The organism is Kitasatospora sp. RG8, from assembly GCF_017813315.1.
Lineage (GTDB): Bacteria > Actinomycetota > Actinomycetes > Streptomycetales > Streptomycetaceae > Kitasatospora.
Window position 1 is genome coordinate 162,219 of sequence record NZ_JAGIYX010000014.1, and the last position, 22,834, is coordinate 185,052.

Annotated in this window: 22 protein-coding genes; 10 read left to right on the top strand and 12 right to left on the bottom strand. The window is 74.1% G+C overall.

The window, feature by feature from the left end:
• Positions 1-140 precede the first annotated feature (140 nt).
• Both J5Y04_RS21845 and J5Y04_RS21850 read right to left on the bottom strand, forming a co-directional pair.
• Positions 141-1,169: a hypothetical protein gene (locus J5Y04_RS21845; RefSeq protein WP_209413761.1), complete on the bottom strand. Its 1,029-nt coding sequence runs from the start codon at positions 1,167-1,169 to the stop codon at positions 141-143.
• A complete protein-coding gene (locus J5Y04_RS21850; protein ID WP_245205198.1) occupies positions 1,166-2,035 on the bottom strand; it encodes an RNA polymerase sigma factor in 870 nt (289 codons plus the stop codon). The genes J5Y04_RS21845 and J5Y04_RS21850 overlap by 4 nt, the downstream gene beginning before the upstream one ends.
• Positions 2,036-2,601: 566 nt before the next feature.
• Here J5Y04_RS21850 and J5Y04_RS21855 point away from each other — a divergent pair.
• The 3 genes from J5Y04_RS21855 (at position 2,602) to J5Y04_RS21865 (ending at position 7,231) form a co-directional block, all read left to right on the top strand.
• A complete protein-coding gene (locus J5Y04_RS21855; RefSeq protein ID WP_209413763.1) occupies positions 2,602-5,295 on the top strand; it encodes a right-handed parallel beta-helix repeat-containing protein in 2,694 nt (897 codons plus the stop codon).
• Between the two features lie 302 nt (positions 5,296-5,597).
• Positions 5,598-6,377, top strand: a complete 780-nt coding sequence (locus tag J5Y04_RS21860; protein WP_209413764.1) for a VC0807 family protein — start codon at positions 5,598-5,600, stop codon at positions 6,375-6,377.
• 116 nt (positions 6,378-6,493) lie between these two features.
• Entirely contained in the window at positions 6,494-7,231 is a 738-nt protein-coding gene (locus tag J5Y04_RS21865) for a tyrosine-protein phosphatase (protein ID WP_209413765.1), read from the top strand.
• A gap of 98 nt (positions 7,232-7,329) precedes the next feature.
• Here the strand turns inward: J5Y04_RS21865 and J5Y04_RS21870 are convergent, their stop codons facing one another.
• Complete coding sequence (locus J5Y04_RS21870; protein ID WP_209413766.1) at positions 7,330-7,902, bottom strand: GNAT family N-acetyltransferase; 573 nt, start codon at positions 7,900-7,902, stop codon at positions 7,330-7,332.
• A 98-nt stretch (positions 7,903-8,000) separates the two neighbouring features.
• Here J5Y04_RS21870 and J5Y04_RS21875 point away from each other — a divergent pair, with 98 nt between their 5' ends.
• Both J5Y04_RS21875 and J5Y04_RS21880 read left to right on the top strand, forming a co-directional pair.
• The gene (locus J5Y04_RS21875) at positions 8,001-8,447 is read left to right on the top strand and encodes a GNAT family N-acetyltransferase (RefSeq protein WP_209413767.1); all 447 of its coding nucleotides are present in this window, start codon (positions 8,001-8,003) and stop codon (positions 8,445-8,447) included.
• 100 nt (positions 8,448-8,547) lie between these two features.
• Positions 8,548-9,297, top strand: a complete 750-nt coding sequence (locus J5Y04_RS21880) for a Clp protease N-terminal domain-containing protein (protein ID WP_209413768.1) — start codon at positions 8,548-8,550, stop codon at positions 9,295-9,297.
• A 45-nt stretch (positions 9,298-9,342) separates the two neighbouring features.
• Here J5Y04_RS21880 and J5Y04_RS21885 read toward each other — a convergent pair whose 3' ends face one another.
• Positions 9,343-9,909, bottom strand: a complete 567-nt coding sequence (locus J5Y04_RS21885) for an NUDIX hydrolase (protein ID WP_209413769.1) — start codon at positions 9,907-9,909, stop codon at positions 9,343-9,345.
• A 125-nt stretch (positions 9,910-10,034) separates the two neighbouring features.
• Between J5Y04_RS21885 and J5Y04_RS21890 the strand changes: the two genes are divergently transcribed.
• Complete coding sequence (locus J5Y04_RS21890; protein WP_209413770.1) at positions 10,035-10,370, top strand: STAS domain-containing protein; 336 nt, start codon at positions 10,035-10,037, stop codon at positions 10,368-10,370.
• Here J5Y04_RS21890 and J5Y04_RS21895 read toward each other — a convergent pair.
• From J5Y04_RS21895 to J5Y04_RS21915, 5 genes are all read right to left on the bottom strand, one after another.
• Positions 10,278-11,255, bottom strand: a complete 978-nt coding sequence (locus J5Y04_RS21895; RefSeq protein WP_209413771.1) for a sigma-70 family RNA polymerase sigma factor — start codon at positions 11,253-11,255, stop codon at positions 10,278-10,280. The genes J5Y04_RS21890 and J5Y04_RS21895 overlap by 93 nt on opposite strands.
• 70 nt (positions 11,256-11,325) lie before the next feature.
• Positions 11,326-12,567, bottom strand: a complete 1,242-nt coding sequence (locus J5Y04_RS21900) for a serine hydrolase (RefSeq protein ID WP_209413772.1) — start codon at positions 12,565-12,567, stop codon at positions 11,326-11,328.
• A 237-nt stretch (positions 12,568-12,804) separates the two neighbouring features.
• A complete protein-coding gene (locus J5Y04_RS21905) occupies positions 12,805-13,074 on the bottom strand; it encodes a hypothetical protein (RefSeq protein WP_209413773.1) in 270 nt (89 codons plus the stop codon).
• Positions 13,075-13,225: 151 nt separating this feature from the next.
• Positions 13,226-13,492: a UBP-type zinc finger domain-containing protein gene (locus tag J5Y04_RS21910; RefSeq protein WP_148644112.1), complete on the bottom strand. Its 267-nt coding sequence runs from the start codon at positions 13,490-13,492 to the stop codon at positions 13,226-13,228.
• A gap of 72 nt (positions 13,493-13,564) precedes the next feature.
• Positions 13,565-14,482, bottom strand: a complete 918-nt coding sequence (locus tag J5Y04_RS21915) for a helix-turn-helix transcriptional regulator (RefSeq protein WP_209413774.1) — start codon at positions 14,480-14,482, stop codon at positions 13,565-13,567.
• Between the two features lie 186 nt (positions 14,483-14,668).
• Here J5Y04_RS21915 and J5Y04_RS21920 point away from each other — a divergent pair, with 186 nt between their 5' ends.
• Positions 14,669-15,430 (top strand): SDR family oxidoreductase, encoded by a 762-nt coding sequence (locus J5Y04_RS21920; protein ID WP_209413775.1) that lies wholly within the window; start codon positions 14,669-14,671, stop codon positions 15,428-15,430.
• 95 nt (positions 15,431-15,525) lie between these two features.
• Entirely contained in the window at positions 15,526-18,216 is a 2,691-nt protein-coding gene (locus J5Y04_RS43585) for a lysylphosphatidylglycerol synthase transmembrane domain-containing protein (RefSeq protein ID WP_209413776.1), read from the top strand.
• Positions 18,217-18,268: 52 nt separating this feature from the next.
• Here the strand turns inward: J5Y04_RS43585 and J5Y04_RS21930 are convergent, their stop codons facing one another.
• Positions 18,269-18,463 (bottom strand): hypothetical protein, encoded by a 195-nt coding sequence (locus J5Y04_RS21930; protein ID WP_148644108.1) that lies wholly within the window; start codon positions 18,461-18,463, stop codon positions 18,269-18,271.
• A gap of 248 nt (positions 18,464-18,711) precedes the next feature.
• Between J5Y04_RS21930 and J5Y04_RS21935 the strand changes: the two genes are divergently transcribed.
• The gene (locus J5Y04_RS21935) at positions 18,712-19,353 is read left to right on the top strand and encodes a class I SAM-dependent methyltransferase (protein ID WP_209413777.1); all 642 of its coding nucleotides are present in this window, start codon (positions 18,712-18,714) and stop codon (positions 19,351-19,353) included.
• Entirely contained in the window at positions 19,350-19,925 is a 576-nt protein-coding gene (locus tag J5Y04_RS21940) for a TrmH family RNA methyltransferase (protein ID WP_148644107.1), read from the top strand. The genes J5Y04_RS21935 and J5Y04_RS21940 overlap by 4 nt, the downstream gene beginning before the upstream one ends.
• A gap of 85 nt (positions 19,926-20,010) precedes the next feature.
• Here the strand turns inward: J5Y04_RS21940 and J5Y04_RS21945 are convergent, their stop codons facing one another.
• Both J5Y04_RS21945 and J5Y04_RS21950 read right to left on the bottom strand, forming a co-directional pair.
• Entirely contained in the window at positions 20,011-21,069 is a 1,059-nt protein-coding gene (locus J5Y04_RS21945) for an NADP-dependent oxidoreductase (RefSeq protein WP_209413778.1), read from the bottom strand.
• Positions 21,066-22,772 carry an NAD(P)/FAD-dependent oxidoreductase gene (locus J5Y04_RS21950; RefSeq protein ID WP_209413820.1) on the bottom strand — a complete coding sequence of 569 codons (1,707 nt, stop codon included), beginning with the start codon at positions 22,770-22,772 and terminating at the stop codon, positions 21,066-21,068. Before J5Y04_RS21950 ends, J5Y04_RS21945 begins: the two co-directional genes overlap by 4 nt.
• Positions 22,773-22,834 lie beyond the last annotated feature (62 nt).

The window sequence follows — 22,834 nt, forward strand, 5'->3', positions numbered from 1 at the left end:
GGTACTGCGGTACTGCGGTACTGCCGGGTGGAGCGGGTACTGCCGGGTGGAGCGGGTACTGCCGGGTGGAGCGGGTGGTTCGGTCCGGATGGGCGACGGGCCCGGGGGGATTCGCTCGCCGCCCATCCGGAGTTCTGGGGTTACCTCTTGGGTGAGGCGTCGACCGGCTTGTCGGTGCGGTCCGGCTTCGGGCTGGCGCCCGGGAGCGTCGGGACGGCGGGCAGTGCCGGGGTGCTCGCACCGCCCTTTCCGCCGGTACCGGCTCCCTTCCCGTTGCCGCCGTCGTTGCCGCCGGTGTTGCCACCGGTGTCGTCGCCGTCGTTGCTGCTGCGGGGCTGCGGGGTGGCGCCCTGGCGGTCGTCGTCGCCCGCGCGCCGGAGTGCCTCCCCGCAGTAGTCCTCCACCTTGTCCGGACCGCCGGCCGCCGCGACCAGCGCGCCGAACTGCGGGTCCGCGACCAGCAGGCGCGGGCGCTCGCCCTTGCCCGTCCGGCCGGTGAACCCCCGGCAGAGGGCGACCATCGCCGCCTGGGCCTGCCCGCCCCGGGTGTCCCCGGAGGGCGAGGCGCCGGGCGCCGACGGCTTCCCCGCCCCGGCGGACGCGCCGCCGGCGGAAGGGGCACCGGAGGAGGGACCACCGGTGGACGGACCGGAGGCCGACGAGCCGTCGGCGGGATGCCGGCCCTTCGAGGCGCCGCCGGACCCCGTCCCCGGGGCGGAGGACGTACCGACGACGGCCGGGCCCACCGGCGGGCGGTCCGACCCGCCGGAGCCGCCGAGCGCGGACGGCAGGTTGCCCGTGCCGGCCGCGACCGCCACACCGCCGAGCGCCGTGGCCCCGAGCACGACGGCAGCGGCCTTCGTGCTGAAGGCCCTGGCGAGGGCGGCGGTTGCCATCGATCGTCTCCGGACGGGTGCGGGTGCGGCGGGTACAGCGGGAGCAGGCGCGAGACGGGCCTCCCGGAACGCGGCCAGGGCGGCCTCCTCCCCGGCCAGTTCGCCCGCCACCGCCGGGGCGGCTGCGGCGGCCAGCACGTGGGCGAGTGCCCTGGTGCCGTCCTCCGGTCCGGTGAGCGAGGCGTCCTGCCCGGCCGACGGTCCGCCCACAGCACCGCCGAGCAGCTGCTCGGCCGTGTCGCGGTCGATCCGACGGGATCGGTTGGTGCTCATCTCATGTCCTTCAGCGTCGCGGCCCGGCGTTCTGTCACACCCTGCGCAGAATTTTTTTTCCCGCCCCTCTCGACCGGCCCGGCGGCGGGCCCGGCCACCGGCCCCGCCCCGCCCCCAGCCGCCTGCCGGACCGGCTGCCCGGACGGCCCGGCAAGCGGCTGGGCCGGGATCCCCACGCCCGCCGCGAAGGACTGCTCCAGCACCTTGGCCAGCCGGCGCAGTCCCCGGTGCGCGGCCATCCGCACGCTGCCCGACTTCTTGCCGAGCACCCGCGCGGCGCTCTCCGCGTCCAGCTCCATCACCACCCGCAGCAGCACCGCCTCGGCCTGGTCGCGGGGCAGCCGGGAGATCAGGGCCAGCGCGTCCGCCGTGCCGACGGAGGCCAACGCCGCGCCGGCCGTGTCGTCCCCGGCGGCCAGCTCGGACAGGTACTCGAACGGCAGGTCGGCGACCGGGCGGCGGCGCCGGGCCCGCAGGTGGTCGAGCGCGCGGTTGCGGGCGATGGTGGCCGCCCAACCGCGGAAGCCGTCCCCGTCCCCGGAGAAGGTGCGCAGGTCGCGGGCGATCTGCAGCCAGGCCTCGGAGGCGATGTCCTCGGCGTCCTGGGCGTCCTCGGGGCGGCCGCCGACCAGTACCCGGAGGTAGCGGAGCAGGCCCGGCTGCACACTCCGGAACAACAGCCGGAACGCCTCCTCGTCCCCGTCCTGCGCGGCCCGGACCGCGGCCGACAGGTCGGCGGGGGCGGCCCCCGGGGGTGGGGCGGACGGGGGGCCGGGCGGTGGGCCCGACGTCGGTGCCGGTCCGGGCCGGCCGACGGGGCTGTCGGTGCCCGCTCCGGGGCGCTCTGCACTCTGCACCCGCCACATCATGCGCCATCCGGGCGATCGTTTCCGCGTCGCCCGGGTCACCGGAGGCCCGCCGCGGGGCCCCGGCGGCCCGGCCGGCACCGTCCCGGAGCGCCGGCGGGCCGGTCCCGCGGAGCGCGCGGGAGTCGTCCCGGGGAGCGCGCGGGCCGGTCCCGCGGAGCGCGCGGCAGTCGTCCCGGAGAGCGCGCGGCAGTCGTCCCGGAGAGCGCGCGGCATCGCCCCGCGGAGCGCGCGGCAGTCGCCTCCCGGGTGTCGGCGGGCCGTCCCCGGGGAGCGGGCAGGAGTCGTCCCGGGCTCCTCGGCGGCCATGCCGTTGCTTCAGCAGGCCGTGGGACTTCGGCCTTCGGCCTTCGGCCGATCGGCGGTGCCGCGCCCGCTTTGCTCCGCCGCGGCCAAGCGCCCCAGGACAGCGGGTGGGGCCCCGGACAGGTTGCCGGCGGGGATCAGTAACCTGACCGCCTCATCTCCTGCTTTGCTTCACGTACCTGACAGAGGGGCCAGTGTCCTACCGCCGTCTTGTCGCGTCGGCCGCGGTTCTCGCGGCCGGTCTCGCACTCTCACCGGGAATGGTCCACGCGGCCGGATCGTCCGGTGGGAACGCCGTGCCGCACCCCGCCTACATGCCGTTCGTCCCGCCGACCAGTACTCCGGGATTCTCCAGCCCGGCGAGCAACTCGGTCCGGCTGACACCGGTGCCACCGGCGCCATCCGGCGCCCCGGCCACGTCCGGTCCGGTCACCACGGGTACCGGCCGGACGCTGTACGCCGCGTTCTCTGCGGCGCCCTGCACCCAGGGGTCCGGCGCGGGCACCCAGGCCAGCCCCTACTGCCTCCTGCAGGACGCGGTGAACGCCGCGCGGCCCGGTGACACCGTCGACGTCCTGTCGTCCTCGGGGTACTCCTCCCCGGAGTCCGTGACGGTCCGGACGTCCGGCATCTCGATCGTCGGTACCGGTCCCCAGGCCTGGGTCAGCGCGGGCAACGCCAACAGCGGCAAGCCCGCGCTCGTGCTCGACCACGTCTCCAACGTGACGGTCGGCAACCTCATGCTGACCTCGGGCAATGCCGCCGCGGTCGAGGTCGTCGGGTCCACCGGGGTGACGATCGACTCCAGCTTCGTCAGCCCGTCCAGCAACTTCACCGGAGCCGACGCCCTCACCATCGACGGCGCCTCCAGCAACGTCACCGTGAGTCGGACCTATGTCGACACCGGCTTCTCCCGGACCGGGGCCCGGGCGATCACCGTCGCCTCCGGGGCGGCCAACGTCTCCCTCGCCGGAGACGTGCTGGCCGACGCCGGCATCACCGCGACCGGCGTGAACGGCCTGAACGTCGTCGGCAACACGATCCAGCGCGGCTGCGGCTCCGCGGTCGACCTCGAAGGCACCTCGTCCGGCGTCAGCGTCGAGAACAACCTCATCGAGGACGCCAACCCGAGCACCGACTACATGGGCACGTACCGGTCCAACTGCTCCGGATACGGACTGACCTGGGCTGCGGACGTCACCGTCTCGCCCGGATCGGCCGCCGGCACCACGGCCGACTACAACGACTTCTACGTCTACGGCACCGACGCCACCGCGCCCTACAGCTGGGCCGGCACCACGTACCCGACCCTGGCCGGCTTCCAGTCCGCTGTGGCCCAGGGCGCCCACGACACCAACGACACCGTGCAGGCGACCTCGACCTACCTGAGGCCCAACCAGTCGTCCGTTGTCGACATCCAGCCCCAGGTGGGTTCCGCCGCGATCAACTCGGCCAACCCGGCCGCGCCCGGGGCGCTGGGCTCGGACTTCTTCGGGACCAGTCCCCACACCAGCCGGGGGGCCGAGGAGTTCGACGCCAACCCCAACCTGGCCGTGGCGCTGACCGGCACGGACAACACCGCCTACAGCGTGTACGTCGGCATCAACGTCACCAGCGACGTGCAGACGCTCACCTATGACATCGCCTGGGGTGACGGCACCACCACCCACGCCACCGGCCGCCCGGACAGCCCGCCGCAGAGCCCGCACACCTATCCGAAGCTCGGCACCTACACGGCGAAGGTCACCGTCACCGACCAGTTCGGCAATGCGGCGACCAACAGCATCACCGTCACCACGTCCGGTTCGGAGTACGTGGCGTTCGGTCCGACGCGTCTGTTGGACAGTCGGGACGGCAGTGGGACGCCGAAGGTCGGGGGGTACTCGACGACCCGGGTGCAGGTGGCGGGTGCGAACGGCATTCCGGCGGGGGCGACGGCCGCGGTGCTGAACGTGACGGTGACGGACACCACCGGTGCCGGGCACGTGACGGTGTTCGGGGACGGTTCGGCGGTGCCGACCACGTCGAACGTCAACTACGTGGCGGGGCAGACGGTTCCGAACATGGTGGTGGCGCCGGTCGGGACCGGCGGGTACGTGGATCTGGTCAACGCCGGTCCTTCGCTGGACCTGGTGGTGGACATCACCGGGTACTTCGTGCGGTCGGCGGCTGCCGGGTACACCTCGGTCTCGCCCTCGCGTCTGGTGGACACCCGGTACGGCACGGGTGCGCCGCAGTCGCCGGTGGGTGCCGGGCAGGCGTTGCCGGTGCAGATCGCCGGTGCGGCGGGCGGTCAGCTGCCCGCCTCGGGCATCACGGCGGTGGCGCTGAACGTGACCGTGACCAACCCGGGCACCGCCGGTCACCTGACCGTCTACCCGGGCGGCCAGCAGGCGCCCAACGCGTCGAACCTGAACTTCACGGCCGGGCAGACGGTCGCCAACTCGGTTGTCGTCCCCGTCGGTTCGGACGGCACGATCCAGGTGCTGAACGCAGGCGGGGCCTCCTCCGACGTGATCGTGGACGTGGTCGGCTACTACAGCCCCACCGGCAGGAGCGCCTACCTGCCGGTCACCCCGACCCGCCTGCTGGACACCCGTGACACCACCAAGTGGCAGTACGGCCCGGTCGGCCCCTGGAGCTACGTCTACATGCCGGTGTCGGGCCAGCCCAACATCACCGCGTTCGCGCTGAACGCGACGATGACCGACACCACGTCGGACGGCCACCTGAGCGTCGCCCCCGACCCGAACACCCTGTCCCAGTACGCGGGGAACACCTTCGCGCCGTTGTCGCCGCCGTCGGTCTCCTCGCTGAACTGGACGGCCGGGGGGACGGTGCCCAACCTGGTCCAGGCGCCGACGGGCGCCAACAACATCATCGATTTCTGGAACGGGGCCGGCGGCACCAGTGACCTGATCGTCGACATGTTCGGCTTCTACCAGAACAACTGACCCCGCAGATCAGGGGCCCGGTGCGTCGACTCGAACGCCGCACCGGGCCCTTTCCAGTTGCCTTGCCGGCCCAGCCGAGGTCAGTAGGGATGCGCTCCCTCAGGTCCTGACCATGGTCGCCCTCGTCGAGACCGTGTCCTTGTGCACGAAGGCGGGGCCCGTCACGACGCGCACCGTGACAACTGTCATGCGGATCCTGCAACGGGCGGCACTGCTCTGACGGAGGGGCGGGCCAGGAAACTGGAGGCACGACGCGGGCAACGGCCCGCAGGCCGAGCAGCCAGTCCGGGGAGGAACCCACCGTGAGCCAGACCCTCAGCGCCCCCGTCACCGCCCCCGCCCCCGCCCCCGCCCCCGCCCCCGCCACGGTCGCCAGGAGCACCGACGACACGGCGGCCGCCGACGGCACGGCCACCGCCAAGGCGCCGAACCCGCTCGCCGCCGGCCTCCGCCCGCTCGCCCTGGACGTCGCCGCCCCGCTGGCCGGCTACTACCTGCTGCACTCCGCGTTCGGCATGAGCGAGTTCGCCGCCCTCGCCTGGAGCGGCGCGATCCCGGCCGCCCGGACCGTCGCCGGCCTGCTCCGCGAGCGCAGGCTCAACCTGTGGGCGTCGATGATGCTCGGCGTCAACGTCGTCGGCCTGGCGCTCACCACCGTCACCGGCGACGCCCGGCTGATGCTCGCCAAGGACGGCGCGCTCAGCGGCAGCCTCGCGCTGGCGATCCTCGTCTCCGCGCTGATCGGCCGGCCGCTGATGTCGCCGATGGTGATGCCCTTCCTGACCAGGGGCGACCGGGCCCGTTCCGCCGCCTGGCAGCGGCTGGCCGAGGGCCGGGCGGCCCGCTCCGCCTCGTTCCGCCGCTACGAGCGCCTCCTCTCGGGGATCTGGGGCGTCGCCCTGCTGACCGAGTGCACGGCCCGCGTGATCGGCGCCTTCACCCTCCCGGTGTCGACGATGGCCTGGCTCTCCACCGTCCTCCTGGTGGGCGCGATCGTCGTCGGCTCGCTGCTCGGCCAGACCGCCGCCGAGCCGATGGAGAAGCTGGTCCGCGCCGAGGCCGCCGAGCCGACCGCCTGCTGAAAGCCCCGGCCGGAGCGCTGCTGACGCCAGGTCACACAACCGAGGAACCATCCGACCGCCCCGATAGTCCTTGATAACGAGGGGGTAACGGACCCCCGGTGAGAAACGGGGACCTGATGAGCCGGACGCACGCGCAGACCACCACCGACGACCGCACGCTGGTCTGGGACGGCTGCCTCAACGTCCGCGACCTCGGCGGAATCCGCACCACCGGCGGCGGCCGGACCTCCCACCGCGCGATCGTCCGGGCCGACAACCTGGACCGCCTCACCGCCGAGGGCTGGGACACCCTCCTCGACCACGGCATACGCACCGTCGTCGACCTGCGCAACATCGAGGAGTACAAGCCCCTCCTCCCCCTCCCCGAGGGCGTCGAGCTGATCCGCGTCCCGCTGGACGAACTGGCCGGTCCCGCCTGGTGGGAGACGTACGGAAGGCTGGACGGCACCCCGCTCGCCCTCCGCCCCTACCTGGACCACTGCGCGCACGCCGCCGCCGAACTGGTCACCACGATCGCCGGCGCCCGGCCCGGCGGGCTGGTCGTGCACTGCGGCGCCGGCCGTGACCGCACCGGCCTCGCCGCCCTGCTGCTGCTCGCCCTCGCGGGTGCCGAGCCCTCCGAGATCGTCGCCGACTACCTGCTCAGCGCCCCCAACGTCCGCCCGCTGTACGGGATGCTCGGCCTGCCCGACCAGCACCTCCGGATCGACGCGGTGCTCGCCGAGGCCGGCACCACCGCGGAGGCCGCCCTGTACGCCACGCTCGACGGCTTCGACCCGGCCGGCTACCTGCTCGCCGCCGGCGTCGACCCGGCCGACCTCGCCGCCGTCCGCGCCCGGCTGCTCAACGCGTAGCGGGCCGCCCGGCGCGCAGCGGACCGCCCGGTCCGTGGCCGGTCGCCGGACGCGCCGCCGGACACGGGCCGCACCGCCGGACACGGGCCGCGCGCCGGTCACCAGAGCCGGTCGATGTCACCCGGGTGCAGCGCTATCCGGCGGCCCTCGAAGTCCGGCCGGTGCCGGGCGGCACGGTCGGTGAAGAAGCCGGCCATGGTGACCTTGTCGAAGCCCTCCTGGTCACTGGGGAACGGCTCCTCGGCCGTCCCGCCGACCAGCACCGCGCCCGGCAGCAGCTCCCAGCCCGCACCCTCGTAGAACCCGCGGAGGCCGCGGTCGCAGGTGAACAGGCCGAGGTCCGCACCGCCCTGCGCGACGACGGCGCGGGCGGCCGCCACCAGCCTCCGCCCGTACCCGCGGCCGCGCCGCGCCCGGTCGGTGACCACGGCGCTCAGCCCGCTCGCCGCGAACGTCCGCCCGGCGTGGTCCAGTTCCTTGGAGAGCACGTCGAGCGCGGCCACCACGCGGTCGCCGTCCAGCAGCAGCATCGACACCGGGCTCAGCACCGGGTCGTGCACCAGCGCGGTGGACGGCACCGGCGGGCCCGGCCAGGCCTGGTCCTGCAACGCGGCCACCTGGAGCTTGAGTTCGCCGGGCACCTCGGCCTCCGGCGCGGTGAGTATCCGCACGTCCCTCCTCATAACCCTGCCGGCACCGCCGTCGGCACCCCTGCCGCACCGCCCCTGCCGGACCGCCTCTGCCGGACCGCCTCTGGCAGACTCCGGGCGTGATCTTCCGTACCGCCACCCGCCAGGACCTGCCCGCCGTCATCGCCCTGCTCGCCGACGAGGACCGGGTGACCGACCCCGCCACCGTGCGGGTCGACGAAGCCTACGCCCGCGCCTTCGCCGACGTGGACGCGGACGCCCGCAACGAGCTGATGGTCCTGGACGAGGGCGACGGCACGGTGCTCGGCTGCCTCCAGCTCACCTACATCCCCGGGCTCGGCCGGCACGGCGAGGAGCGCGCGCTGATCGAGGCCGTCCGGGTGCGCGCCGACCGCCGGGGCGCCGGCCTCGGGCGTGAGCTGCTGACCCGGGCCGTCGGGCGGGCTCGTGACCGCGGCTGCACGCTGGTCCAGCTGACCAGCAACAAGCGCCGCACCGAGGCCCACCGCTTCTACGCCTCGCTCGGCTTCGCGCGCAGTCACGACGGGTTCAAGCTGACCATCTGAACACCGGGCCCGTCGGGCGCCAAGGACAACCGATCGCCACAACTCGGAACATCGTCAACCGATGGTTGACGATCCCGGGTCGACAACCTACGGTTGACGCATGGAGAATCCCGTTGTTCCCAAGACCACTCCGCTGCGCCTCGACGACCTGATCGACGCGATCAAGAAGGTCCACAGCGACGCGCTCGACCAGCTCTCCGACGCGGTCATCGCCGCCGACCACCTCGGCGACCTCGCCGACCACCTGATCGGCCACTTCGTCGACCAGGCCCGCCGCTCCGGCGCCTCCTGGACCGACATCGGCCGCAGCATGGGCGTCAGCAAGCAGGCCGCCCAGAAGCGGTTCGTCCCCAAGGACCCGGGCACGCCCGCCGACCTCGACCCCAGCCAGGGCTTCAGCCGCTTCACCCCCCGGGCACGGCACGTGGTGATGGAGTCGCAGGAGGAGGCCCGCCGGGCCGGCAACGCCGAGATCGGCACCGGGCACATCCTGCTCGGCCTGCTCGCCGAGCCGGAGGGCCTGGCCGTCAAGGCCCTGGCCGCCCAGGGCATCACCCCGGACGCCGTCCGGGAGGCGGTCACCCCCACGCTGCCCGCCGCGGCCGACGAGACGCCCGGGCTGATCCCGTACGACGCCGAGGGCAAGAAGGTGCTGGAGCTGACCTTCCGCGAGGCGCTCAAGCTCGGGCACAACTACGTCGGCACCGAGCACATCCTGCTCGCGCTGCTGGAGCAGGCGAACGGCGCGGGCCCGCTCACCGACCTCGGCGTGGACAAGGCCGAGACGGAGACCTTCACCGCGGAGGCCGTCGCGGCGTACATCGCGGCGCGCGCCGACACCCAGGAGTGAGCGCATCGCCCTGGCCCCCGGCACACCCCGGGGGCCAGGGCGGCGTCAGAAGCCGGACACGTGGGTGGTGACGATCCGCACCCGCCCGTCGGCGGCCGCCTCCATGGCCGCCCGCAACCGCAGGGACCTTGCCGGGCCGAGGAGTTCGAGCGCCTCCTCGTCGCCGGCCCAGCGGTAGTCGTCCAGTTCACCGGCCGGGACGGTCACGGGGGTGCCGTCCGGGACGGTGCCGAAGTCGAAGAGGAAGTGCCCTGCCGGGTGGTCGAGTTCGGCGGAGGGGTGGGTCCAGGAGATCGCCAGCAGGTCGCCGGCCGGCCGGACCAGCCCGGTCTCTTCGGTCAGCTCCCGCGCGGCGCACTCGGCGGGCCCCTCCCCGAGGTCGATCGTGCCGCCCGGGAACTGCCAGTGCTCCCGGTAGCCGGCCTTCACGATCAGGATCCGGCCCGACGCGTCCCGCAGCACGCACCCGGCGGCCGCGTAGACCCGCGGCAGGGACGCCAGCCACTCCTCCCTGGACCGCAACGGCTCGGGCTCCGACGGCCCGGACTCCAAAGGCTCGGACTCCGACGGCTCGGACTCCAAGCGCTCGGACTTCAACGGCTCTGCCGACACGGGCGGTCCTCCTCCGACGCTGGGGCAACTGCCGCCCACTCTGCCACCCGTGCCGGAGCACGGCGCGCCACGGTCTTTCGTCCGGCGGACCGATGAGACTGACCCGGCGCTCCGGTCCAACCTCCGTGAACACCAACCAGGAGACACCCCTGCCCCCGTCGCAGGACCAACCGCTGACCTGCGACCTCGCCGCACTTCCCGGCGCCGACCTGGCCGTCGTGGACGCCCTCGCCCGACTACGGCTCGCCGCCACCCGGCACGGCGTCCGGGTGGAACTGAAGAACGCGAGCGGCCCCCTGCGGGAGCTGCTCGCGTTCAGCGGGCTGGCCGGTGTGCTGCCGCCGGTGGCGGAGGACGGCCTGCCGGAGCTACTCGGCGTCCAGCCTGGGCGGAAGGCCGAAGAGCGGGAAGAGCACATCGGTGTCGAGGAAGTTGGTGAGACCGGTGATCCGGCCCTCTGACACCTCCAGCACGATCAGCGCCCACGGCTCGTGGCCGCCCGCCGGGCTCGGCCGGTACTGCCCGAAGGCCGGGCTGCCGTTGGCCTCCACCGGGACCAGCCGCGAGCCCCGGCAGCCGTGGCCCGGGCCGAGCATCCACTCGCGGATGTCGGCGTGCCCGGTCAGCCACAGCTCGAACGGCGGCATGTTGAGCGTGACGTCCTCGTGCAGCAGCGCCGCCAGCCCGTCCATGTCGTACGCCTCGAAGGCCGAGACGTAGCGGGAGAGCAGCGCCTGGTGGTCCTCGTCCAGCGCGGACGCCGGGCGGACCGCCGCGGCGTCCGTGGAGAGCACCGCCCGCGCCCGCTGGAGCGCGCTGTTCACGGACGCCACGGTGACGCCCAGCAGTTCGGCGACCTCGGCCGCCTTCCAGCCCAGCACCTCACGCAGGATCAGCACCGCCCGCTGCCGGGGCGCCAGCCGCTGGAGCGCGGCGACGAACGCCAGCCGCACCGACTCGCGCTGGGCGGCCACCTCGGCCGGGTCCCCCGTCTCGGGCACCACCCGGCCGTCCGGCGCCGGGCCGATCCACGTCACCTCGGGCAGTTGGGCGTCGGTCGCGGTGGCCACGGTGGACGGCCCCGCCAGGTCCATCGGACGGGCCCTGCCGTTGCGGCCGTTCAGCGCGTCCAGGCAGACGTTGGTGGCGATCCGGTACAGCCAGGACCGCAGCGCGGCCCGGCCCTCGAAGCCCCGGTGGCCGCGCCAGGCGCGGATCATCGTCTCCTGCACCGCGTCCTCGGCCTCGAAGACCGAGCCGAGCATGCGGTAGCAGTAGCCCGTCAGCTCCGTCCGGTACCGCTCCAGCTGGAGCTCGACCGGCTCCTCCGTCATCAGGTCGGCCATCGCGCGCCCCCGTGTCCACCAAACCCACCAGCGATCGGCACGAACGTACCGCAGCCCACCGACAACGGCCCTACTCCGGCTGGTCGCCGTACTTCTGGCCGGAGCCGAAGGAGGTGGTCACGATCTGCCACACCCTGGGGAACTCGGTGCCGGAGACGTTGGTCGGGTTGACCGAGTAGACCACCTTGCGGCTGAGGTCCTTGGTGGCGAAGACACCGCTGGTGTAGCCGGGGCGGGAGCCGGTCTTGCCCCACACCACGACGCCGTTGGGCAGGGTGGCGCTCATCAGGCCCTTGGAGAAGCAGGCGTGACCGGCGGTCGGGCCGACCTCGCAGTTCTTGTTGCGGTGGTTGGGCACGTCCGGGACGTCGAACAGCTCGGCCTGCTGGGCGGGCGGCAGCAGCCGGCCGCGGAGCAGCGCGGTCATGAACCGGTCCAGGTCGGCGGCGGAGGAGATCATGCCGCCCTCCGCCCACGGCCAGGGGCTCTGCTCGGTGACGTCCACCAACTGCCGGGGGCCCGCCTGGCCGCCGACGTCCACGGAGACCTTCGCGTGCGGACCGGTCAGGGTGAGGTCGTCGCGGTCCGGGACGACGGTGTCGCGCAGGCCGAGCGGGCGGGCGATCCGGGTCTGCACCTCCTGGGCGAAGGTGCGGCCGGTGACCTTCTCGACCACCATCCCGGCGACGAACGTGTTGATGCCGTTGTACTGCTGCGCGGTGCCCGGCGCGAAGCCCATCGGCTGCTTGACGGCGTCCGCGACCACCTGGGCGGGCGTCCAGGAGTCGGCCTTGTGCGCGGCGAACCAGCTCTCGCTGCCGTCCCCGGAGGTGAGGCCGCCGCCGCCCGGCAGACCACTGGTGTGGTCGAGCAACTGGCCGACGGTGACCGGCGGGTAGGACGCCGGAAGGAGGCCGGGCAGGTACTGCTGGACGGTGCCGTCCAGGTCGAGCTTCCGCTCGGCGGCGAGCTGGAGCACCACGGTGGCGGTGAAGACCTTGGAGATGCTGCCGATCCGGAACCGGGCGTCCGCCGGAACGTCACCCGCCGTGCCGGCCCACCGGCCGCCCCTGCCGTCGACCCGGACCAGCGCGCCGGTGATGCCGTCGTCCGGCAGGCCGGCCAGCGTCTTCGCCAGCGCCTCGCGGTCGAGCGGCCCGGCCAGGCGGACGGCGGCGTCGGCCGAACTCGCGCCGCCCGCCGCCCGGTCGGCGGCCAGGGCCGGCGTCGCGGCACCGGCGGCGACGGCGGCCAGCAGGGCGCCGGAGACGGCGAGGGTGGTCCAACGGCGTTGGCGCTGAGCGGTGTTCATCGGGCTGGTCTCCAACTGTGGCTCGTCCGGCGGTTCGTGCTCTTTCCGGGAACGAGTCTGTTGGAGTACGACGCGGCGGCCATCCGGGACGGCCCCCAGGCGGCCCGGAGCCGACCCCGAGAGATCCCGGGGCCGCCACCCGGGCAGCCGTCGGGTGCGGCGGAGTGGTTCGGTGCGCGGCGCCACTCGGTGCGCGGAATCGTTCATTGCGCGGAGTGGCTCGGCGCGCGCAGTGGCTCAGTGCGCGGAGTGCTTCTCCGCGCCGCGGTGCCGGTGGCCCTTCAGTTCGGCGTGCATCGCCGGGGCGGAGTGCATGGCCGCCACCTCGGCGTCGCGGCCGCCGTGCCGGAAGGTGGCGCCGCCGGCCGCACCGCCGGCTGCGGGTGGGGCGTTGGTCCGCAGGCGTGGTGGCGTCGGCCCGGGGTTCATCGCCATGCCCCGGCGCTCCAGCAGCTCCTGGGTGCCACGGCGGAGCTTCGCCGTGCTGCTCGGCATCAACTTGGTCATCGTCGGCCTCCCTTCGGCGGTCACCGGCCGCACAGGCGTCGGCCGGGAGGGCCGCACGGGCGTTATGTCCGGATTTTAGCCGCCCTACACCTCGGCCGCCCGGCCACCTGGCCCGCTCCGGCGCCGCAGAGAGCGCGGCCCGGAACGCCGCTCAGCCCATGACCTCGTGGACGTAGCACCAGCGCCAGTCCTCCCCCGGCTCGTACGAGCGGATCACCGGGTGGGAGCTGTTGTGGAAGTGCGCGGTGGCGTGCCGCTGCGGCGAGAAGTCGCAGCAGCCGATGTGGCCGCAGTCCAGGCAGACCCGCAGGTGCACCCAGTCCCGGCGCCCCTGGGCCACGCAGTCGGCGCAGCCGTCCGTCGGCGGGAGGGGCTCGATGTCCAGGGGTGCCGCGGTGAGGTCTTCGCAGGCGCTCATGCACGCAGGGTAGTGACGGCCGCCCCGGCCCACCTGCCAAGACACGCCCCGCAGGTCGGACATGCCCCCGGGTCAGTCCGCGACGGCCGGGGCCTCCCGCTCCGGAGCACCGTCGGCCGGAACACCGTCGGTCGGGGCACCGTCGGTCGGGGCACCCTCGGCCGGGGCGCCCTCGGCAGTCCAGCTCGCCAGCAGGGCCAGCTTCTGCGCGGTGGGCGAGCCGGGCTGGGCGGTGAAGACGACGAGCATCTGGTCGGCGGAGCCGTTGACGGCCAGCGTCTCGTAACCGAAGTCGAGTTCGCCGACCAGCGGGTGGCGGATCAGCTTGACCCCGTGGGTCTTCTGCCGCACCTGGTGGTCCGCCCACAGGCGCCGGAACTCCTCGCTGCGCATCGACAGTTCGCCGACCAGCGCGGCCAGCCTGGCGTCGTCCGGGTACTGGCCGGCGTCCCGCCGCAGATAGGCGACGGTCTCCGCGGCCACCGCCTCCCACTGCGGGTAGTACTCCCGGGCGGCCGGGTCGAGGAAGGTGTGACGGGCGGCGTTGGCCTCACCGACGGGGCGCCCGGAGAAACCGCCCACCGCGTTGCCGAGGGCGTTCCAGGCGAGCACGTCCATCCGACGCCCGAGCACGAAGGCCGGCACGCCGGGCATCAGGTCCAGCAGAAGCCGGGTGCCCTCCCGTACCTGCTGCCGGCCGCGCGGCACGGCGGCCGTCCTGGACGGGCGGGTCAGCGAGCGCAGGTGCGCGGCCTCCACGTCGTCCAGCCCCAGCACCCGCGCCACCGCGTCCAGCACCGCGTCCGAGGCACTGCCGCCCCGGCCCTGCTCAAGGCGGACGTAGTAGTCCACGCTGACCCCGGCGAGCTGGGCCACCTCCTCGCGGCGCAGTCCCTGCACCCGGCGGCGGCCGTGCGAGGGCAGGCCCACCTCCTCGGGCCGGATGCGGGCACGGCGCGATCGCAGGAAGTCCCCCACGGTGTTCTCCATGCCCGGCAGCGTAGACCGGGAGCGGCGGCGCCAGGGTGGTACCGGTTTTCCCAGGCTCCGTTTTCCCAGGCTCCGCCTTCCCAGGAAGGGCGCAGCCCTGGGTAGCCGGCCGCCGGGCGCGCAGGGTTGTCCCCGTCAGCCCCGCCGGCCCCGCCCGGCCCCGACCGGCCACCTCAGGAGCACCCGATGAGCTACCCCGCCCTCGCCACCCGCACCGCCGTCGTCACCGGAGCCGCCAGCGGCATGGGCGAGGCCACCGCCCGCCTGCTCGCCGCCGACGGCGCCCGCGTCGCCCTGCTGGCCCGCCGCACCGGGCGGCTGGACGCGCTGGCCGCCGAGATCACCGCCGCCGGCGGCCGGGCGCTCGCCGTCACCACCGACATCACCGACCAGGCCTCGGTGGACGCCGCGGCCAAGACCGTCCACGACGCGTACGGCCCGGTCGACCTCGTGGTCAACAACGCGGGCGTGATGCTGCCCAACCCCCTCGCCGACGGCCGGGTCGACGAGTGGACCCGGATGATCGACACCAACCTCACCGGCGCGCTGCGGATCGTCCGCGCCTTCAGCCCCGACCTCACCGCGGCCGCCGCCGAGGGCCGCACCGCCGACCTGGTCAACGTCTCCTCGATCGCCTCGCACGTGGTCTTCCCCGACTACGCCGTCTACGGCGCCACCAAGGCCGCGCTCACCCAGCTCTCCGCCGCGCTCCGCACCGAGCTGGGCCCGCGCGACGTCCGGGTCAGCGCGATCGAGCCCGGGCTGACCGACACCGAGCTGGGCGGGCACATCGACAACCCGGTGCTGCGCGAGCAGCTCGGCGGGATGTTCGCCGCGATCCCCGCGCTGACCGCCGACGACATCGCCGACCTGATCGGCTACACCGTCACCCGCCCGCGGCACGTCAACCTGCGCCACCTGGTCGCCCTGCCGACCCGGCAGGCCTGACCCGGCAGGCCTGACCCGGCAGGCCCGAGGCCGGGCCTGCACGCCCGCGCGGGTTCCCCGGCGGGCCGGGCGGGCGCCATGGGAGCATGCAAACCGTGGCGGTTGTAACGGGGAGAACAGACAGCGACACCGGCGGTGCCCGGGCAGGCGGTATATCCGGGCAGGACGACCCCGGCACATCACCGGACATACCGGATGTCCCGGACAGCCCGGCTCCGGCCGACGCCGCCAGCACCGAGGGCACCAACGGCACCGGACACGCCGCCCGAACCGCCGCCCCCGAACACGCCGGGGGCACCGCGGACGCCCGCGGCGCGGCCGGCACCGGCCGGATCCGCCAGCCGGTCGCCCTGATCCGGTGCCTCGCCGGCCTGGCCGCGATCGCCCTCTGCCTGCTGCTCGCCGACTACGCCCGCGCCACCACCGGCGGGATCGCCGCCGACGTCGCCGCGGCCGCCCGGCTGGTCCCGCGCCCGCTGGCCGGCCTCGCCGGCGGACTCTCCACCGCGGCCCTGCTGCTCGTCCCGGCGTACTCGGCGGCCCGCCGGCTGCTCGGGTCCGCGCCCGACCGCCGGCGCACCCTCCAGCACCTCTCCGACGGGCTGCTCGCCGCCGTCCTCGCCTACGGGCTCTCGATCGCCCTCGACCTCTGGGTCGACGGCGCCGCCCCCGCCTCGCTGCTCCACGCGCTCACCCAGCGGCTGCCCGGCGGCGGCCCCGCCCACACCGAACCCGTCTACGGCTACCTCGCCCCCGTCCTCGCCTTCCTCACCGCCTCCGGCGCCCGCGAACGCCGGATGCCCCGGATCGTCCTCACCGCCTCCGGCCTCGCCGGACTCGCCGCCGGGTACGCCACCCCGACCGCGCTGCTGCTCGGCCTGCTGATCGGCTGGACCGCCGCCCACGGCACCCGCTACGCCGTCGGCACCCCCGACCCGCGGCCCCGGCCGGCCCTGCTCCTGCACAGCCTGCGCGAGGCGGGCCTGCGCCCGGTCGCCGCCGCCCCGGACGGCCCCGACCGCTACCTGGTGCGCCAGGAGGGCGGCCGCCCCGACCTCGACGTGCAGCTGCTCGACCGGCAGGCGGTCACCGCCGCGCTGGTCCAGCGCGCCTGGCGCCGGCTACGACTGCGCACCGCGCCGCACCCCCGGGCCCTGCGCTCCCTGCGCACCGGGCTGGAACACGAGGCCCTGGTCTCGTACGCGGCCGTCGCCGCCGGCGTCCGCACCCGCCGGATCGCCGCCACCGTCGAGCTCGGCCGCGACACCGCCCTGGTCGCCTACGAGCGCCTGCCCGGCCGCACCCTGGACCAGCTCGCCGACGACGAACTGACCGACGCGCTCCTCACCGACGCCTGGACCCAGCTCTCGCTGCTCCAGCGCCGGGAGATCTCGCACCGCGCGCTGGTCCCCTCCGCCATCCTGGTGGACGAGGCCGGCGCGGTGCACCTGGTCGACCTCGCGGACGGCGACATCGCGGCCAGCGAACTGGTCCTGCAGTGCGACATCGCCCAGCTGCTCACCACCCTCGCGCTGCGCACCGGCGCCGAACGGGCGGTGCGCAGCGCGGTGGCCGTCCTCGGGCCGGACGCCGTCGGCGCCGCCCTCCCGCTGCTCCAGCCCATCGCCCTCGCCCGTACCACCCGCACCGCCCTCAAGGTTGCCGCGGCCGCCCAGCGGGCCGCCGCGACCCCGGCCGCGACCCCGGCCGGGGCGCCGGGCAGGACCTCGGCCGGGGGCAGGGCGGCCCGGGCCGCCGCTCCCCCGCCGCCGCCCGTCGAACTGCTCGACGCCATCCGCGCCGAGGTCCTCCGGCCCCGGCCGCAGGCGCCGGTGCGGGCGGTCAAGCTGGAGCGGCTGCGCCCCCGCACCCTGATGGCCGTCTGCGGCGGCGTGGCGGCCGGGTGGCTGCTGCTGCCCCAGCTGTTCGCGAGCGAGCAGAACCCGGTCGCCACCATCGCCGACGCCGACCCGCTCTGGCTGGTGCTCGCCCTGCTCGCCGCGACCGCCAGCCACTTCACGGCCGCGATGGGCTTCGTCGGCTTCGTCCCCGAGCGGCTCGACTTCCGCCACGCCGTCCTCGCCCAGGTCGCCGGCGCCTTCGTGAAGCTGGTCTCGCCCGGCGGCGTCGGCGGGGTGGCCCTGAACACCCGCTTCCTCCAGCGGGCCGGCCTCCCGACCGCCCAGGCGCTGTCCAGCGTCGGCGTCGGCCAGCTCTTCAGCCTGGTGCTGCACCTGTTGCAGCTGGGCGCCTTCGTCTACCTGCTGGGGCTGGAACCCGGCGGCTCCGAGCTGGACGCCCTGCCGGCCGTGGTGGGCGGCCTGGCCGGGGCCGCGGTGCTGCTGGCCGGGGTCTCGGCCGTGCCGCCGGCCCGGCGCTGGCTGACCGCCCGGCTGCGGCCGCTGACCTCCGAGGTGCTGCCCCGGCTGCTGGAGCTGCTGCGCAGCCCGCAGCGGCTGGCCGTGGGCATCGCCGGCCAGTTGCTGGTCTCGCTCTGCCTGGTGGCGTGCCTGTACTGCTGCGCCCGGGCGGTCGGGCGGGAGCCGGCCTTCGCCTCGGTGGCGGTGGTCTTCCTGATCGGCAACGCGGTCGGCAACGCGGCGCCGACCCCGGGCGGGGCCGGCGCCGTGGACAGCGCGCTGGTGACGCTGATGGAGCACACCGCGTCGATGGAGGAGGGCGGTGCGCTGGCCTCCGTCGCGCTCTTCCGGCTGCTGACCCTGGTCCTGCCGGTGCTGCCGGGCTGGGCGGCGTTCACCTGGCTCCAGCGGCGCGGCGCCCTCTAGTCGGGTCCGGGCGCGTGGGCCCGGTCCGGGCGCGGACGGGCGCAGCGGGCCGCTACTCCCGGTACTCGTCCTCGTCGAGCTGGACGATCCGGCTCTGCTCCGCGACGTCGGCGACCTCGGTGGCCGGGTCGGCGCCGAGGGCGCGGCGCTCGGCCAGCTCGTCGTACTCGTCGCCCTCCTCGGCCGCGTCGTCCGGTTCCACCGTCTCGGAGACCTCGTCCAGGTAGTCCTCGTGATTCTGCGGCATGGCATCCGTCCTCGCTGCTCGGAGGCTCCCACGGTCCCGCCCCGGGTACTGGAAGTATCCGTCGGCGGCCGCCCGGACGCGATGCGCCGCCCGCCTCCCGGCGTGTTGCCGGGGTCCTGGGCCCGGCCGGCCCCCGACGGCGCGGGATCCGGGGCCCGGGCCGCCAGGGGTACCATCAGTGCCGTACCAGCAGGGCTTACCCACACCCACCCGGTGGCCCCGAAGCCCTTACGAACGACGGGGAAATCATGTCCGGCTCGCACTACTTCACCGGTGCACCCGAGGTCGCCAGCGAGCGCCGTCCGATCACGGTGACCCTGCCGGACCTCACCCTGGAACTGACCACCGACGCCGGGGTCTTCTCCCGCAGCCGGCTGGACCCGGGCACCCGCGTCCTGCTGGAGCACGCCCCGCCGCCGCGGGTCCGCGGCCCGATCCTGGACGTCGGCTGCGGCTACGGCCCGATCACCCTGACCTGGGCGAGCCGGCGCAAGCGGCTCCCGGTCTGGGGCGTCGACGTGAACACCCGCGCGCTGGAGCTGGTCCGGCTGAACGCGGAGTCGCTCGGGCTGGGCAACGTGCAGGCGGCCCTGCCGGAGGACGTCCCCGAGGACCTGCGGTTCGCGGCGATCTACTCCAACCCGCCGATCCGGATCGGCAAGGCCGCGCTGCGCCGGCTGCTGCACCAGTGGCTCGGCCGGCTCACCCCGGACGGCTCGGCCTTCCTGGTGGTGCAGAAGAACCTGGGCTCGGACTCGCTGCAGAAGTGGCTGAACGAGCAGGGCTACCCGACCGGCCGGGTCACGTCGGTCAACGGGTTCCGGATTCTGGAAGCGCGGCCCCGCCCCGAGGGTGCGGGCCCCGAGAGTGGACGAGGTAAGACGTCTTGAAGCAGCTCCGCGGGACCGAACTGAAGCGGCTGCACCGCCAGTGGCGGCGCAGCAACGAGTTCCGGCTCGCGCTGATCCTGGAGAACCTCCAGTCGCCGTTCAACGTCGGCTCGGTGGTCCGGACCGCCGCCGCGATGGGCGCCGAGAAGCTGTACCTGACCGGCGACACCCCGTCGGTGCGCTCGTCCGGCGCGCAGAAGGCCGCGATGGGCACCGACAAGTACCTGAAGGTGGAGCACTTCCCCACCGTCGCCGAGGCGGTGGCCTCCGCGAAGGCGGACGGCTACAAGGTGGTCGGACTGGAGCTGGCCGACGAGGCGGTGCCGATGTTCGCCGCCGAGCTGACCCCGGCGGTCGCCTTCGTGCTGGGCCACGAGGACCGCGGGATCACCCCCGACGCGCTGGCCCTCTGCGACCAGGTGGTCTTCGTCCCGCAGCTCGGCCGGGTCGGCTCGCTGAACGTCTCGGCCGCCGCGACGGTGGCCTGCTACGAGGCCCGCCGCCAGGGGTACGCGATCAGCGGCACCCCGGACGGCAGCGACGCCGGCGGCCTGGACCTCGACGACGAGTAGCCCTCCGGGGCGTTCGGCCCGGGTGCGTGAAGGTGCGTGAGGGTGGGAGGGGCCTGCGGGCCCCTCCCACCCGTCGTTTCCGGGTTCAGACCTCGACCAGCACCTTGCCCCGGTTCGCCTCCCGGTCCACGTAGAGGCTGCGGTAGGCCTGCGGGATCGCGTCGAAGCCCTTGTGCACGGTCTGGTGGTAGCGGATCCCGCCGCTGCGGACCAGTGCGCCGAGGTCGCGGTGCATCTCGGCCAGCTCCGGCTCGTTGAACCACTCCTGGGCGAAGATCCCGCGGATCGTGGTGCGCGGGAACATGATGTACGGCAGCAGCCGGGGCCCGGTCAGCTCGCCGTTCACCGTCGTCGCCCACTGCCAGCAGACGGCGACCTGGCTGTTCACGTTGAGCATGGTGAACACCGCGTCGGTGACCGTCCCGCCCAGGTTGTCGAAGTAGCGGTCGACGCCGTCGGGGGCGGCGAGCAGCAGCGCCTCGCGGACCTTCCCGGCGTCGTCCGCCTGGTCGTACAGCACCACCTCGTCGAAGCCGAGCTCCCTGAGGTACTCGGCCTTGCCGGGCGAGGCGGTGGTGCCGACCACCCGGCCGGCGCCCGCACGCCTGGCCAGCTGGCCCACCAGGGTGCCGACCGAGCCGGAGGCGCCGCTGATCACCACGGTGTCGCCGGGGCGGACGGTCATGAACCTGGTCAGCGTGCCCCAGGCCGTCATCCCCGGGGCGCCCATGATGCCGAGCGCCGTGGAGAGCGGCAGCTTCTCGTCGTACCAGGCCGGGTCTAGCCGCCGGTAGGCCGGGAAGACCATCGGGAAGGTGCCGGTCTTCCACACCTCCTCGGCGCCGTTGTGGACGACGTGGCTGCGCCAGCCGCCGAAGCCCTGGACGAGGTCGCCGACCCGGAAGGCCGCCTCGGGCCCGGCCTCCAGGACCTCCATGACCGAGTCGCCGCCCATGTGGTGGCCGATCGGCGTCTCCAGCGCGAGGCCGTTCTGGTACGGGTCGACCGAGACGTACCTGGTCCGGAAGAGCATCTCGTCCGGGCGCAGGCTGACCGTGACGTCCTCGACCACCTTCCGGTAGACCCGGTTGACGTCCGGCACCCCGTCGAGGTGCTCGCGGACCACCCATTTCTCGATCTTCATGCCAGGGCCCCTGTCGGTGCGGTGCTGGTGGACGGGATCTCCCCGACCGGGCCGGCCTGCTGCGGCGGCCGGCCGACCGGGAGGATCAGATGGGTGGGCGGCGGCGCACCCGGGTCGATCTCCGCGTGGAACTCCACGCCGTCGTCCCGGCAGATGAACTGCATCACGTGCCGGCCGGCGGCGGCCGCCCGGATCAGGCCGCCGATGGTGGCCCAGACCCCCGAGAGGTAGAAGTTCGCCAGCCCGGGCAGCACCGGGCCGTTCTTCTTGATCTCCTGCTCGACGGTCTCGCTGCCCTCCACGAACGGGTTCCAGCCCGGGAAGGTGCCGTCGTAGACGCCGGTGTAGCGGACCTGGGTGAGCGGGGTGGAGACGTCCGCCACGGCCACCGCGTCCTTGAAGCCGGGGAAGCGCTCGTCCAGGAAGGAGACGACGGTGCCCCGGACCTTCCGCTTGGCCGCGGTGTACTCCCGGCCGTGCTTGACCGGCAGGGTGTGCAGCTCCTCGCCGCGCCGCACCCGGGAGGACTGCTCGGGGCCCTCGCGCAGCTCCCGCCAGGGGCCGATGTCGGAGAAGTAGGTGGCGAACACCACGGTGGAATCCCGGGGCGCGAGCTCGGGGTAGTGCCGGGTGCGGAACTGCACGTTCATGCTGGGGCAGCGGATGCCGGTCAGTCCTTCCGTCTCCCGCTCGCCCAGCAGGTAGGTGGTGCACGGGTCCCCCTCCGGGAAGGGCCGGCGCAGGCCCAGGAAGAGGGAGACGTACCCGGGCGACAGCTGGCCCGGCTCGTCGATCAGCGAGGTGTACAGCCTGCGGTAGGTGTCGTTCAGGTAGCGGCCCTTGAGCAGCTTCATCACCGTGGTGTGGCCGTCGGCGGCGGAGACCACGATGTCGGCGCGGTACTCCCGGCCGTCGCTGAGCCGCACGCCCACCGCCCGGTCGTTCTCGACCAGGATCTCCTCGGCCTTGGCGTTGTAGGTGATCTCACCGCCGAGCTTGCGGTAGCGCTCCTCGATCGACCGGGCCAGGGCCAGCGAGCCCCCTTCGGGCACCCCGGCCGCCTGGTTGGCGTGCGAGGCGAGCTGGAAGTAGAACGGCAGCACCGGGAAGGCCGGGTGCTTCTCGTAGAGGATGAAGTTGAACGCCTCGCGCAGCAGCGGCTCCCGGAACCGCTGCGCGTAGTCGGTCATCAGCACGGTGATCGACTTGCGGATGGTGTTGAAGTACGGGAGGAACGAGGCCAGCATCCGCCAGCGTTCGACCCGGCCCATCAGCCCGACCGGCTTGAGGAACGGGTAGACGGCCAGCGCCTTGCGGAAGGTCCGGACGCCGTTGCAGAACTCCCGGATCGGGGCCGCGTCGGCCGGGGAGATGCCCAGCAGGTGGGCCTCCAGCCGGTCGGGGTCGGAGTAGAAGTAGACCGCCCGGCCGTCCCGGCCGCGGACGATGTTGAACGCGTCGAAGTGCCGCATCTCCTTGCCCTGGAGGGCTCCGAGCTCCAGCCAGATCTGGTACATCTCGTTGCCCGGGCCGTTGCCGAGCAGCCAGCTGATGCACCAGTCGAAGGTGAAGTCGCTGCGGTCCCAGGCGGTGCAGGAGCCCCCGGGGATCTCGTGCATCTCGAAGATCTGGGTGCGGTACCCGTTCATCCGGGCGTAGCAGCCGGTGGAGAGGCCGCCGAGGCCGCCGCCGACGATGATCATCGACTCCCGGCGCCCCTTCGGTGTTTGCCGTGCCAATTCCCTGGCCTTCCTCGTCGTCCTTG